Source organism: Litoreibacter arenae DSM 19593 (genome assembly GCF_000442275.2).
GTDB classification, from domain to species: domain Bacteria; phylum Pseudomonadota; class Alphaproteobacteria; order Rhodobacterales; family Rhodobacteraceae; genus Litoreibacter; species Litoreibacter arenae.
In genome coordinates this window covers 534,920-548,130 of record NZ_KE557306.1, presented here as the reverse complement: position 1 = coordinate 548,130, position 13,211 = coordinate 534,920, and the positions used below count along the sequence as shown (strand labels likewise).

At 63.6% G+C, this 13,211-nt stretch carries 14 protein-coding genes; 7 read left to right on the top strand and 7 right to left on the bottom strand.

The genetic code is table 11. The annotated features are described in order from the left end of the window. Nucleotides 1-83 precede the first annotated feature (83 nt). Nucleotides 84-1,175, top strand: a complete 1,092-nt coding sequence (folE2, locus tag THALAR_RS02850) for a GTP cyclohydrolase FolE2 (RefSeq protein WP_021099970.1) — start codon at nt 84-86, stop codon at nt 1,173-1,175. Nucleotides 1,176-1,208: 33 nt separating this feature from the next. Here the strand turns inward: folE2 and THALAR_RS02845 are convergent, their stop codons facing one another. Then, nucleotides 1,209-1,583, bottom strand: a complete 375-nt coding sequence (locus THALAR_RS02845; RefSeq protein WP_021099969.1) for a VOC family protein — start codon at nt 1,581-1,583, stop codon at nt 1,209-1,211. A gap of 81 nt (nt 1,584-1,664) precedes the next feature. Here THALAR_RS02845 and THALAR_RS02840 point away from each other — a divergent pair, with 81 nt between their 5' ends. The 4 genes from THALAR_RS02840 to arsH are packed head-to-tail and all read left to right on the top strand — an operon-like array spanning nt 1,665 to nt 4,263. Continuing rightward, complete coding sequence (locus THALAR_RS02840; RefSeq protein WP_021099968.1) at nt 1,665-1,997, top strand: ArsR/SmtB family transcription factor; 333 nt, start codon at nt 1,665-1,667, stop codon at nt 1,995-1,997. A 31-nt stretch (nt 1,998-2,028) separates the two neighbouring features. Next, nucleotides 2,029-3,096, top strand: a complete 1,068-nt coding sequence (gene arsB, locus THALAR_RS02835) for an ACR3 family arsenite efflux transporter (protein ID WP_021099967.1) — start codon at nt 2,029-2,031, stop codon at nt 3,094-3,096. Then, nucleotides 3,093-3,515 (top strand): arsenate reductase (glutaredoxin), encoded by a 423-nt coding sequence (gene arsC, locus THALAR_RS02830; RefSeq protein ID WP_021099966.1) that lies wholly within the window; start codon nt 3,093-3,095, stop codon nt 3,513-3,515. Before arsB ends, arsC begins: the two co-directional genes overlap by 4 nt. 46 nt (nt 3,516-3,561) lie before the next feature. Next, nucleotides 3,562-4,263, top strand: a complete 702-nt coding sequence (gene arsH, locus THALAR_RS02825; RefSeq protein WP_021099965.1) for an arsenical resistance protein ArsH — start codon at nt 3,562-3,564, stop codon at nt 4,261-4,263. On the opposite strand, the gene THALAR_RS02820 is transcribed toward arsH, so the two are convergent. The 5 genes from THALAR_RS02820 to THALAR_RS02800 all read right to left on the bottom strand — a co-directional run bounded on the left by THALAR_RS02820 (nt 4,260) and on the right by THALAR_RS02800 (nt 9,847). Next, nucleotides 4,260-4,865: an inner membrane-spanning protein YciB gene (locus tag THALAR_RS02820; RefSeq protein WP_021099964.1), complete on the bottom strand. Its 606-nt coding sequence runs from the start codon at nt 4,863-4,865 to the stop codon at nt 4,260-4,262. The genes arsH and THALAR_RS02820 overlap by 4 nt on opposite strands. 3 nt (nt 4,866-4,868) lie before the next feature. Further along, complete coding sequence (locus tag THALAR_RS02815; RefSeq protein ID WP_021099963.1) at nt 4,869-5,774, bottom strand: DMT family transporter; 906 nt, start codon at nt 5,772-5,774, stop codon at nt 4,869-4,871. A gap of 94 nt (nt 5,775-5,868) precedes the next feature. Next, on the bottom strand, nt 5,869-7,491 hold the full coding sequence (gene ftsY, locus THALAR_RS02810) for a signal recognition particle-docking protein FtsY (RefSeq protein WP_021099962.1): 1,623 nt from the start codon (nt 7,489-7,491) through the stop codon (nt 5,869-5,871). A 48-nt stretch (nt 7,492-7,539) separates the two neighbouring features. After that, complete coding sequence (locus tag THALAR_RS02805) at nt 7,540-8,151, bottom strand: lysoplasmalogenase (protein WP_021099961.1); 612 nt, start codon at nt 8,149-8,151, stop codon at nt 7,540-7,542. Between the two features lie 10 nt (nt 8,152-8,161). Further along, nucleotides 8,162-9,847, bottom strand: coding sequence for an NAD(P)H-dependent oxidoreductase subunit E (locus tag THALAR_RS02800; protein ID WP_021099960.1), 1,686 nt, complete (start codon nt 9,845-9,847; stop codon nt 8,162-8,164). A gap of 185 nt (nt 9,848-10,032) precedes the next feature. Here THALAR_RS02800 and THALAR_RS02795 point away from each other — a divergent pair, with 185 nt between their 5' ends. Further along, a complete protein-coding gene (locus tag THALAR_RS02795) occupies nt 10,033-11,076 on the top strand; it encodes an alkane 1-monooxygenase (RefSeq protein ID WP_021099959.1) in 1,044 nt (347 codons plus the stop codon). A 31-nt stretch (nt 11,077-11,107) separates the two neighbouring features. Then, nucleotides 11,108-11,509 (top strand): hypothetical protein, encoded by a 402-nt coding sequence (locus THALAR_RS02790; RefSeq protein WP_021099958.1) that lies wholly within the window; start codon nt 11,108-11,110, stop codon nt 11,507-11,509. A gap of 108 nt (nt 11,510-11,617) precedes the next feature. Here THALAR_RS02790 and xseA read toward each other — a convergent pair whose 3' ends face one another. Beyond that, nucleotides 11,618-13,168 carry an exodeoxyribonuclease VII large subunit gene (gene xseA, locus THALAR_RS02785; RefSeq protein ID WP_040817089.1) on the bottom strand — a complete coding sequence of 517 codons (1,551 nt, stop codon included), beginning with the start codon at nt 13,166-13,168 and terminating at the stop codon, nt 11,618-11,620. Nucleotides 13,169-13,211 lie beyond the last annotated feature (43 nt).

Here is a 13,211-nt window from a genome sequence, read left to right as displayed (position 1 = left end):
CGGAAAAAGTCGGTTTTCCTTTGTCACGTCCGCGTGCCGCCCCATATAAAGGCGCACGCTGCCGCATCCCAAGGAGGGAAGCCATGAACGTCCACACCCCAGAGCCGACCCGTGAGGAGGCCGAGGCCGCCCTTGCCCTGCTGCGCCAATGGGCGGGCAAGGTCTCTGCCGTCGAGGTGGCCGATCTGGACCCGCTGGTGTCGCGCCTGATCCCCGGTCAGGAAGTGGCGAACTACCCCGCGCTGGCCCGCGCCTATCCCGAAGAATTCGCCGTGGACGAAGCTTACAGAGCCTCGATGCCCGACCTGCAAAACGGGCCGTCCTCGCTGATCCGCGGGGCCAAGCAGCATATCCAGCACGTGGGCATCTCCAACTTCCGCCTGCCCATACGCGTCCATACCCGTGACGGTGGTGATCTGACGCTGGAGACCTCCGTCACCGGCACCGTGTCGCTGGAGGCCGAGAAGAAGGGCATCAACATGTCCCGCATCATGCGCAGCTTCTACGCGCAGGCCGAACAGACCTTCAGCTTCGACGTGATCGAGGCCACGCTGGACGCTTACAAAACCGATCTGGAGAGTTTCGACGCCCGCATCCAGATGCGCTTTTCCTTCCCGATGAAGATGCAATCCCTGCGGTCTGGTCTTGAAGGCTACCAGTATTACGACATCGCATTGGAGGTCGTGGACACCCAAGGCACCCGCAAGAAGATCATGCATCTGGACTACGTTTATTCCTCCACCTGCCCCTGCTCGCTGGAGTTATCGGAACACGCCCGTCAGTTCCGCGGCCAACTTGCTACGCCGCATTCGCAGCGCTCCGTCGCGCGGGTGTCGGTGGAGGTGGATTGCGAGCGCAACTGCCTATGGTTCGAAGACCTGATCGAGCTCTGCCGCGCCGCCGTGCCGACCGAGACGCAAGTGATGGTCAAGCGCGAGGACGAGCAGGCCTTTGCAGAGTTGAACGCCGCCAACCCCATCTTCGTCGAGGACGCCGCGCGGTCCTTCTGCGAGCAGTTGCAGGCCGACCCGCGCATCAAGGATTTCCGCGTGATCGCGTCGCATCAGGAAAGCCTGCACAGCCACGACGCGGTGTCGGTGATGACCGAAGGCCCTACATTTGCGGCAGACAGTCTGGACCCTAAACTGTTCAACACGCTGTTTCATGTCGGCTGACGGGTATTAAGCCGGACTGACCGCCATGCGGACCTAGTCACCCTCGACCTGCCGCGCGAGATACCACTGGGTTCCATCCGGCGCGCGCACACCGCCGCGCCGGTCCCCGTCCCCCTTCTCCATCATGGGCTGGATCACCTCGGCACCGTTCGCCACGGCGCGGTCGAACGCGGCATCGGGGTCGTCAAGATAGAGGTGGAGCATAGCGGCAGGGCCATCCGCCTCGCCCATCATCACCACGCTGTCACCGATCCGGCATTCGGCGTGCATTATGCCTCCGTCATCAGTCGGAATGACCCGAAGACGGGTCGCGCCGAAGACCGTTTCGCAGAATGCCAGCACCGCTTCCGCATCCTTGACCAGCAGGTACGGAGAAAGATCGCTATATCCATCGGGCTCCCATGACATGACCTCATCCTAGCGTGATGACCATATGGTGCAATCCCCGGGTGCTTGACCCGTTGTCATTATATCGGTAGTTCCCGATATATGGATAAGAATCACGCCCTCGACGCGTTTTCTGCCCTCAGCCAAGCGACGCGCCTTGATGTATTCCGCCTGCTCGTCAAAGCCGGCGAGGCCGGAATGCCCGCCGGTGACATTGGCGACGCGCTGGATGTGCGGCAGAACACCATGTCCACGCACCTGTCGGTCCTGACGCGCTCAGGCCTGATCCGGAACACGCGCGACGGGCGCTCCATCCGTTATTTCGTCGACATGGACGGTATGCGCGGTCTGCTCGCCTTCCTGATGGAAGACTGCTGCGGCGGTCGTCCCGATCTGTGCCAGCCCGTCATCGACGAAATCGCCTGCGCCTGCTGACGCCCATTCCCTAAACTCCGGAAGGTTCAACATGACCGACACTTCACTCCCTGCGGCCGCCGGTCTCGGCACCTTCGAGCGCTGGCTGTCCGTCTGGGTGGCCCTCGCAATCGGCGCGGGGCTGCTGCTTGGTAACCTCGTCCCGGGCGTCTTCTCTGCCCTCGCCGCGCTGGAGGTGGCCTCCGTCAACCTGCCTGTGGCCGTGCTGATCTGGGCAATGGTCTACCCGATGATGGTCGGCGTCGATTTCGGCGCGCTGCGACAGGTCGGTGACAAGCCCAAGGGGCTGGTCGTCACGCTGGTGGTAAACTGGCTGATCAAACCCTTCACCATGGCGGCCCTTGGCGTGCTGTTCTTCAACTACGTCTTCGCGGGCCTGATCCCGCCCGACGACGCGCAGGCCTATCTGGCGGGCGTGATCCTGCTGGGGGCTGCCCCCTGCACCGCCATGGTGTTCGTGTGGTCCAACCTCACACGCGGCGACGCGACTTACACGCTGGTGCAGGTTAGCGTGAACGACGTCATCATGGTTTTTGCCTTCGCGCCCATCGTGGCGTTCCTGCTGGGCGTTACGGATATCGTCGTGCCATGGGACACGCTGCTGCTGTCGGTCGGTCTTTACGTTATGCTGCCGCTGCTGGCGGGCTATGTGACCCGCCAGAACCTTGTGCGCATAGGTGGCGAGGCGGCGGTCGATGCGTTCAAGGCGCGGGTGCAACCGTTCTCCATCCTCGGGTTGCTGATCACCGTGGTGCTGTTGTTCGGCTTTCAGGGCGAGGTCATTCTTGAACAACCCCTCGTTATCGTCCTGATTGCTATCCCCTTGTTGATCCAGTCTTATGGCATCTTCTTCGTGGCCTACGGCGCGGCGCGGGCCTGGCGCATCCCCTTCAACGTCGCCGCCCCCTGCGCCCTGATCGGCACCTCCAACTTCTTCGAGCTGGCCGTTGCCGTGGCAATCAGCCTGTTCGGGCTTGGCTCCGGCGCCGCACTGGCCACCGTCGTAGGCGTGTTGGTCGAGGTGCCGGTGATGCTGTCGCTGGTGGCCTTCGCCAACCGCACGCAACATTGGTTTCCGCAGGAGAAAGGCACATCATGAGCATCGTCATCCACCACAACCCCGACTGCGGCACCTCGCGCAATGTGCTGGCGATCATCGAAGCGTCCGGAGAAACGCCAACGGTTATCGAGTATCTCGAAACCGGCTGGACACGCCCGCAGCTGCTGGGGCTGTTTGCAGCCGCCGACCTGACACCGCGCACCGTATTGCGGACGTCAAGATCACCGGCGGAGGAATTGGGGCTGCTGGACCCGTCCGTCAGCGACGAGGCGCTGCTGTCGGCAATGCTGGAACATCCCGTACTGGTAAACCGCCCGATCGTCTGCTCGCCCAAGGGTGTCCGGCTTTGCCGCCCCAGCGAGCTTGTTCTGGACCTTCTCGACCGTCTGCCTCCCGGCCCGATGACGAAAGAGGACGGCTCGCCGCTGATCGACGCCCAAGGCAACCGCGTCAGTTGATCCGCCGCGACCGCCCACAACGCCGCAACCGGAAAGCCCTGCCCCTATGACCGACACCCCTCAACTTGATGATACCCACTTCCGCACGCCTGAACGGCTTGAGGTCGGGAAGGCCAGCACCCACAAGCCACGCATCGCCATGCTCTATGGCTCGCTGCGTCAGGGCAGCTTTTCACGGTCCATGACCGAGGAAGCCGCCCGCGTGCTGACCCGCATGGGGGCCGAGGTGCGCATCTTCAATCCGACCGGCCTGCCCCTGCCCGATAGCGAGGACGCGGATCACCCCAAGGTGGCCGAATTGCGGGAGTTGGTGACGTGGTCCGAGGGCATGGTGTGGTGCTCGCCAGAGCGTCACGGGGCAATGACCGGCATCATGAAAACCCAGATCGACTGGATACCGCTCAGCATGGGCGGCGTGCGCCCGACGCAAGGCAAAACGCTGGCCGTGATGCAGGTCAACGCGGGGTCGCAGTCGTTCAACACCGTCAACCAACTACGCATTCTGGGCCGTTGGATGCGGCTGTTGACCATTCCCAACCAGTCCTCGGTGCCCAAGGTGTTTCTGGAGTTCGATGGCCGCTACCGCATGAAGCCCTCGCCGTTTTACGACCGCATGGTCGACGTGATGGAGGAGCTGATGCGTTTCACCCTGCTGACCCGCGACATCAAGGATGAACTGGTCGACCGCTATTCAGAGCGCAAGGAAAGCCATGCGGAACTGTCGAAGCGGGTGAACCAAAAAAGCTAGGCCGCGTCTTCCGGCTCGTCGGAATAGCGTTGCAGCATCCCCGCCTGCGACATGAAAAACACGAACAGCGCTATGGGGAAGCCGAAGGTTTCGATCTTCACCCACGCGTCGGTGGACATGAAGCGCCAGACCAGTTCGTTGGCGATGGCAAGGGCTGCGAACATGGCCGTCAGGCGCTTGGTCAGCAGCATCCAGCCCTCGGGTTTCAGCGGCAGGAAATCGTCCATGACGTATTCCAGCCAGGACCGTTTCAGCAGCAGGCCGATTCCCAGTACCGTGGCGAAGAAGCCGTAGACGATGGTGGTCTTGATCTTGAAGAACTTCTCGTCGTTGAAATAGACCGTCAGCCCGCCGAAGAAGATCACCATGACCGCCGTCAGCACCTGCATCCGGCTGAGCTTGCCGGTCAGCTTCCACAGGATCGCCATGGAGGCCAGCAGCAGCGGCACAAACAGCGCCGTGACGACGATGAAGCCGGAATACTCAACGCCGTCAATAGTGTAGGTGCTCTCCTTCATCTTGAGATAGGCCACGAAGAACAGCAGCACCGGCCCCAGTTCCAGTGCCGATTTCAGCCCTTGCGAGATTTTCTTCTCTGCCATGCCCTAGCCTCCTGCTTCCACGATCACCGCGCCAAGCGCGATCAGCGCCATCAATGTCAGTCGGCGCGGGCCGACCTTTTCCCCCAGTACCAGCCAGCCGATCAGGGCGGCAAACACGGTCGAGGTCTCGCGCAATACCGCAGCCTCCCCTACATTGTCGAGCCGTGTGGCCATCATGATTGCGCCAAACGAGAAAAACGCCACGAACGCGCCCAGCACACCCCGCCGCATCAGCGGTCCCAAGGTAGGGCGGTCCGCCATGTGCCACCAGCGGATTGCGGCGATGGGCGGGATGAAGAACAACCCGTCGATGAAGAAGAACCACGCAAGGAAAGTGAACGGGTCCGCCGTGGCGCGGATGCCGTAGGCGTCATAGGTGGTGTAAAGGGCGACGAACATCCCCGTGGCCACCGCCAGCCACAGCGCCGAGACCAGCGTGTCGCGGTTCACCGTGATGGTGCGCAGATTATACACCGCCAGCCCGTAAATGCCCGCCAGCAAGGTGGCGACGCCAAGCCATTGAACGAGGTTGAAGGTCTCGCCAAAGAAGAAATACGCGGCGATGACGGCGAAAAGCGGGCCGGTGCCACGGACGACCGGATAGACGACGGTATAGGCGCCGCGGCTATAGGTGAAGGCTTGCAGAACCTTATAGACGGAATGGATCACGAAGGCGGTGGCGAAGATCAGCCACATATGCGGTTCGGGCCACGGGACGACGAACAGCGCGAAAGGCGCGGCGATGAGGCCGTAGCTGAAGTCGATGGCCCCGCGTGACAGCCACGGATCATGACGGCCCTTTTGCAGCGCGCCGAAAATGGCGTGCAGGAGTGCGGCCATCAGGGCGAGGATCAGAGCAAGCTGGTGTCCGGCCTCGGTGCCTTCCAGCGAGAGAAGCCAGGCGCTCATCCGGCGCGGTCAATGCGGTTTGGCAAGGCGACCCTCCGGGGGGAATATTTTTGCCAAGATGAAACCATGGGAGCGCGTTAACCTTAATGCGGAGTTATTCGGCGGCAGCGCCGGTCAGGGCTTGTGCGAATTCCTCGGGGTCGAACGGCGCGAGGTCGTCGATCTGCTCCCCCACCCCGATGGCGTGGATCGGCAGGCCGAACTTGTCCGCAAGCGCCACCAGCACGCCGCCCTTGGCAGTGCCGTCGAGCTTGGTCATCACAAGGCCCGACACGTCGCTGATCTGGCGGAACACATCGACCTGATTGAGCGCGTTCTGCCCTGTGGTCGCATCGAGAACAAGTAGCGTGTTATGCGGCGCGGTTTCGTCCTTTTTGCGGATAACGCGGACGATCTTGGCAAGTTCTTCCATAAGATCGGCGCGGTTTTGCAGGCGGCCAGCGGTGTCGATCATCAAAAGGTCCGCGCCATCGGCCTCGGCCTTGGTCATCGCATCGAATGCGAGGCTGGCAGGGTCCGAGCCCTCCGGCGCGGTCAGAACCGGCACGCCCGCCCGCTCGCCCCAGACTTGCAGCTGTTCGACCGCCGCCGCGCGGAACGTATCGCCCGCCGCGATCACCACCTTCTTGCCCGCCTGAGAGAATTGCAGCGCCAGTTTGCCGATGGTCGTGGTCTTGCCGGAGCCGTTGACGCCCACCACCAGCACCACCTGCGGGCGCTTGGGGTAGATCGGCATCGGCTTGGCCACCGGCTCCATGATCTTGGCTATTTCGGCGGCGAGCAGATCCTTGATTTCCTGCGTCGACAGCTTCTTGCCGAAGCGCCCTTCCGCCATGTTTGCCGTGACGCGCAAGGCGGTATCCACGCCCATGTCCGACGCGATCAGCAGCTCTTCGAGCGCTTCCAGCATGTCGTCGTCCAACTCGCGGCGGATAACGGTCTTTTGCTCCTTGCGCCCCAGAAGGCGGCCAAAGAGGCCCGGCTTCTTCGGCTCGGCGGCGACCGCGGCCTCGACCGCCGTAGTGATCGGCGCGGCGGTGGCTTGCAGCGGGATCGCCTCGGGCGTCAGGGTTTGTGGCAGTTCCGTCGGCGGCTCGGGCTGGATTTCAGGGTCGGAGTCCGGTGCGGGCACTTCTGTGGGCGGTGCGGGTGGTACTTCGACCTGCTCGGGCTTTGGTACCTCCACGGGGCGCGGCTCCGGCACCTCCACGGGGGATGGCGACGCAGGCGTAGGTTCGCGGGTTGGCTCTGGCTCTGGCTCTGGAGCAGGGTCCACATCCGGCGCGGTTGCAACCGTTTCTTCCACATCCGCAAGCTCTTCCTCTACGCCGCCGTCTTCGACGATCGCATCCAGCCCTTCCTCCAGTTTGGAGGATGATTTGAACAGCTTGCTTTTGAGCTTGTTGAAAAACGACATGTCCGGTGCGGGCACTTCTGTGGGCGGTGCGGGTGGTACTTCGACCTGCTCGGGCTTTGGTACCTCCACGGGGCGCGGCTCCGGCACCTCCACGGGGGATGGCGACGCAGGCGTAGGTTCGCGGGTTGGCTCTGGCTCTGGCTCTGGAGCAGGGTCCACATCCGGCGCGGTTGCAACCGTTTCTTCCACATCCGCAAGCTCTTCCTCTACGCCGCCGTCTTCGACGATCGCATCCAGCCCTTCCTCCAGTTTGGAGGATGATTTGAACAGCTTGCTTTTGAGCTTGTTGAAAAACGACATGAGGGTCTGCAAAGCCTTGATTGGTGGGACTCTGCCTCACCTAAACCTTCATGATGGCAGATGGAAGGTCCGTTGCCCTATAAGCGCGGCCATCAATGCGACCTGCCCTGTGTAGTAGAGCACCCATAGCGCAATCTGACGCGGGGCGGAGGGGGCTCTTGCGCGGAACAGATGCCACGCCAGAATGACGTCGGAGGCAATGAACAGGCTGGCGCCCATGCGCAGCAGCCAGTTGCCGTCATGCCCCCAAGCCGCAAGCCCCATGGCCGTTATGAGCAAGACATAAATTGCCACAGGCAAGCGGAGCGGGCCTGTGTAGGGCAAGAGCCACCACATGCTGGAAAGCGCCAGGAGGCCCAATGTGATTATCGCGGCAAGCGGAGGCATTCCCGCGCCCGCCATCAGCGCGATATAGACCGCATGGGCCAGCGCGAAGGCTGTCAGTCCGACCATGAACCAACGCTCGCCCTTGCGCGACAGGGCGAAGTCGCCCGCCGCGGAGAAAGCAAGCGCCAATGTCAGGCCGAAATTCAGCGATGCAAAGGCGATCAGCGCCAGAATGGCGGTGGATGCAGTCTTGGTGACACCGCCGGCCCAATGCGGCTCGCGGTAGCAGAACAGCGCCGCGTAAACCGCTGCGCAGAGAATAGAGACATTCAATAACAGCGACTTACACCTCGTCGTTGAAGTGCTTTATCACCAGCCGGATTGGATTTGGCGCGGCTTGACCCAACCCGCAGATTGACGCGTCGGCCATGGCCGTGCACAGCTCCTCCAGCAGCGGCTGGTCCCATGTATCGGCCTGCATCAGCTTCACCGCCTTCTCGCAGCCGACGCGGCAGGGGGTGCATTGCCCGCAGGATTCGTCCTCGAAAAACCGCAGCATGTTGAGCGCCGCCGCGCGGGCGGAGTCCTGATCCGACAAGACCACCACCGCAGCCGAGCCGATGAAGCTGCCCAAGGGTTGCAACGTGTCGAAATCCAGCGGCACGTCGTCGATGCTGGCGGGCAGCAGGCCGGAGGACGGCCCGCCCGGCTGGTAGGCCTTGAACACATGGCCCTGCGCCATGCCGCCCGCCGCGTCAATGATGTCGGTGATGGTCGAGCCCGCAGGCAGCAGATACACGCCCGGCTTGGCAACGCGGCCGGAGACGGAGTAGCTGCGCAGGCCGGTGCGCCCGTTCTTTTCGGTGGCGTTCAAAACCTCCGGCCCCTCGCGGCAGATGCGGGCGATCCAGTGCAGGGTTTCAACGTTGTGCACCAGCGTCGGCTGCCCGAACAGGCCCACCTGGGCCACGTATGGCGGCCGATGGCGCGGCAAGCCGCGCTTGCCTTCGATGGATTCGATCATCGCGCTTTCTTCGCCGCAGATATAGGCGCCTGCGCCGCGGCGCAGGTCGATATAGCCTTCCGGCACCAGCCCCGCCTGCTCCAGCGCCGTGATCTCGCGGCGCAGGATTTCCAGAACGGCGGGATATTCGTCGCGCATGTAGATGTAGCAGCGGTCGGCCTCGACGGCCCAAGCGGCGATCAACATGCCTTCAAGGAACAGATGCGGGGTGCGCTCCAGATAGTAGCGGTCTTTGAAAGTGCCGGGTTCGCCCTCGTCGCCATTCACGGCCAGATAGCGGGGGCCTGCATTGCCGCGCACGAAGCCCCATTTGGTGCCGGACGGGAAGCCCGCGCCGCCCAGCCCACGCAGCCCGCTTTCCTTGACCTGCACCTGCACCTGCTCCCAGTCGCCGCCTTCTCGCAACTTCAACAGCGCATCGTAACCGCCCGATTCTTGGTAACTTTTCAGAGTTTCATAATCAGGAATATGCGCGTGCGTATTGCCTGCGGAAATCGCGGCTTCCACCTTCTCGACCGTCGCGTGGTCCACATGGTTATGCCCCAGCTCCAGCACCGGCGCGGTGTCGCAGCGGCCCATGCAAGGCGCGCGCAGCACGCGCACCTGTGACGGGTCCAGCCCGTCTTCCAGAGCGGCCTTGAGCGCCTGAGCGCCCGCCAACTCGCAAGACAGCGAGTCGCAAACACGGATCGTCAGCGCGGGTGGCGGGGTTTCGCCTTCCTTCACCACATCGAAATGGGCGTAGAACGTGGCGACTTCGTAGACCTCTGCCTGCGACAGGCGCATCTCCTCGGCCAGCGCGCGCAGATGCGCGGCGGACAGATGACCGTGCTTGTCCTGAACGAGGTGCAGGAATTCGATCAGCAGGTCGCGGCGGCGCGGGCGGTCGCCCAGCAGCGCCTGCACCTCGGCCAGAGCGGCGTCGTCATACTGACGGCCCTTGGTGAACTTGCGCCCCCGCCCCTTGCCCGATTTCCACACGCCCTTGCGTTCATCCAGCGCCATGATGCTCTCCCGATCCTGCTTGCGGCAAACCTATGTCGGGAGCACCCAAAGCGGATAGGCAAAAACGACCTCCGGATGCATGTCCGCGCAGCCTTGGTCGCAAATCTGCGGAGAATTTCCATGATTTGGGCACATTCCTGTTATTTAGCGGTATAACTCGCGCCAAATCAGGGACCAATTGCCTAATGCCACGCTCGTTTCTGGCCTTCACGCTGGCCACATTGTTTCCGCTGCCGTTTCTGGTGGCAGGTGCGCTGTTCGGCGGCTGGGCAAGCTATGTGGCGCTGCTCTATATCACCTTGTTCGTCGCAGGCGTGGACGAGTTCATCCCCGCCCTGACCCGCGACGGCGAAGCCGCCGAAGACGAGGAGGCCGATCTGCTGTCGCTGATCCTTGTGGGTGCGCATTTCGTTTTGCTGTTCCTCATGATCTGGTCGCTGTCCGGCAAGGGCACGGGGCTGCTATCGGTCAACGGGCTGGCCCTGTTTGCCGCCACGGGCCTGTTCATGGGGCAGGTCAGCAATTCCAACGCCCACGAGCTGATCCACCGCGGCACCCGCGGACTGAGGTGGGCGGGCAAGTGGGTCTATATCTCGCTGCTGTTCGGACATCATGTCTCGGCCCATCCGCTGGTGCACCACACCCATGTCGGCACGCCAAACGATCCGAACACGTCCCGTATGAACGAAAGCTTCTACCGCTTCGCCCGCCGCGCCTGGGTCGGCAGCTTCAAGGCGGGCCTGCGCGCCGAGCGCAAGCGTCTGGACCAGATCAGCGCGGGCCGCTGGGACCGGCGCAATCCCTATCTGCTCTATGTGGGCGGCGCGGGGCTGATGCTGCTGCTGTCGTTCCTGATCGCGGGCTGGCGCGGGGTTCTGGTGCATCTGGCGCTGGCGGGGTTCGCGCAAACGCAACTGCTGCTGTCGGACTACGTGCAGCATTACGGGCTGGAGCGCTCCCGCCGCGGCGATGGCAGCTTCGAGCCGGTAGACGCCCGCCATTCATGGAACGCCCCGCACTGGCTGTCCTCGCTGTGGATGCTGAACGCGCCGCGCCATTCCGACCATCACGCGCACCCCGCGAAACCCTACACCGCGCTGGAGATCCCCGCCCGGGGCGAGGCCCCGATGCTGCCCCACGCGCTTCCGGTCATGGCCTGCATCGCGCTGTGGCCGAAGCTGTGGAAGAAAGTGATGAACCCTCATGCCCAGGCGTGGCGAAACGCTTGACGCAAGACCGCGCTGCCCTCATCGTAGTCGGATGAAATGGTTTGCCTTTCTCGCGCTGCTCGCCCTGCCTGCCGGGGCCGAGACCAAGATGTCCGCGGCGCAGTTCGACGCATTCACCAAGGATACTACCGTGTTTTTCAACCGCCACGGCGCACCTTACGGGGCCGAGCAATATCTGAGCGACAGGCGGGTTATCTGGAGCTTTCTGGACGGCACCTGCCAGCGCGGCATCTGGTTCGGCGAACGCGACGAGATCTGCTTTCTCTACGACGACCAGCCCGATGCGCTGTGCTGGTATTTCTTCGATGACGGCACCCGCCAAACTGCGCGGGTTGTGGGCGACGATCCGGCGGACGATCTGGTGGTGGTCGGCAAAAGCCCCGAGCCGCTGGTCTGCCCGGGGCCGGATGTAGGGGTCAGTTACAGGCCTTGAGTTGCGCCTGCCTGCGGCAGTCGCCAGAGCGGGGGCCAGCCCCCGCACCCCCGACTCTAGTGGGGCGCTGCCCCACACCCCGAGGTATTTTTGAAGCAATGATGGGGGTCAGTCGTCGAACAGGCTCGGTTGGCCGGATTTCGGGGGCTTTGGTTTTGGTGCGGCTTTGGCCGCGGCGCCCACAGGGATGCGAGCATCCTTGAATTGCACCTCCAGCATCGTGGCCTTCTTTGCCGCCTTGCTGTCGGTAACGACGGTGTCGCCATCCCACACGACGGCGTAGCCGCGCTCCAGCGTGGCTTGGTAGCCCAGCGTTTCGCGCAAGCGGTCGAGCTTTTCGAGATGGTCGCGCCATGCCCTCACCTGAGCACCCGCCACCTGGGATGCGGCGCGGGTCGTGCGACTCAGGCGGTCGCGTTCAGATGAAAGGTTACGGGCGATGCCCTTGGTCGTAAGCCCTGCCGCGATGCGGTCGAACTTCGCGCGGGAGCGTTCCGCCCTGCGGTCCAGCGCGATATCGAGACGCCCCGCGATCTGGTCCAGCCGCGCCTGCATCCGGTCGCCCTGCCGCGCCAGTATCGACGGGCGCAAGGGCGCGGCCGCCTTCTCGAAGGCCAGCCGCTTGGCAGCTGTCCCGGCCTTCAAAGAGGTATCGAGCCGACTGCCCGCGATGTCGTAGCGCTGCCGCGCGATCTGTGTCAGCTCGCCCGCCCGTGGCAAGGCGCGCGACAGGTCCGCCAGCCGTTGCTTGCGGGCGCTGACCGCGCCGCTGAGCGCCTGCGCCATGCGTGCGCCGTAGCTGTCGACGCCTGCCAGCAGATCCAGCCGCACCGGCACGGCAATCTCGGCGGCGGCGGTCGGCGTCGGTGCGCGTATGTCGGAGACGTAGTCGATAAGGGTCGTGTCGGTCTCGTGGCCCACCGCCGAGATCAGCGGTATATCCGACGCCGCCGCCGCGCGGGCGACGCTTTCCTCGTTGAAACCCCACAGGTCTTCGATGGAGCCGCCGCCGCGGGCGACGATGATCAGGTCGGGGCGCGGCAAGGCACCGCCTGGCGTCATTGCGTTGAACCCTTCGATGGCCGCCGTCACCTGCGGCGCGCAGCCCTCGCCCTGCACCGCGACGGGCCAGATCAGCACCTTGCGCGGGAAGCGATCGCGCAGGCGGTGCAGGATGTCGCGGATTACCGCTCCTTGCGGCGAGGTCACCACGCCGATGATCTCCGGCAGGTAGGGAATGGGTTTCTTGCGGGCGGGGTCGAACAGACCCTCGGCCTCCAGCGCCTTCTTGCGCTTCTCCAGCATCGCCATAAGCGCGCCGACACCCGCAGGGCGGATATCCTCGATGACCATCTGGTATTTCGACTGGCCCGGGAAGGTGGTCAGCTTGCCGATGGCCACGACCTCCATCCCTTCTTCGGGCTGCACCGCCAATTTGGCCGCCTGCCCTTTCCAGATGATCGAAGCCAGCACCGCGCGGTCGTCTTTCAGGTCCAGATAGACATGGCCCGAGCGCGCGATCATCACCCGACCGACCTCGCCCTTGATGCGCACGCGGCCGAACTCGCCCTCGATGGTGCGTTTCACCGCGCCGGAAATTTCCGAGACCGTGTATTCCGGCTCGTTGCGCCCCGGTTGATCGTCTTCCAGAAGGTCCATGTCGTCGCTCTTGTGATGCCTGCCCGCCCAGCTTAGAACGCCC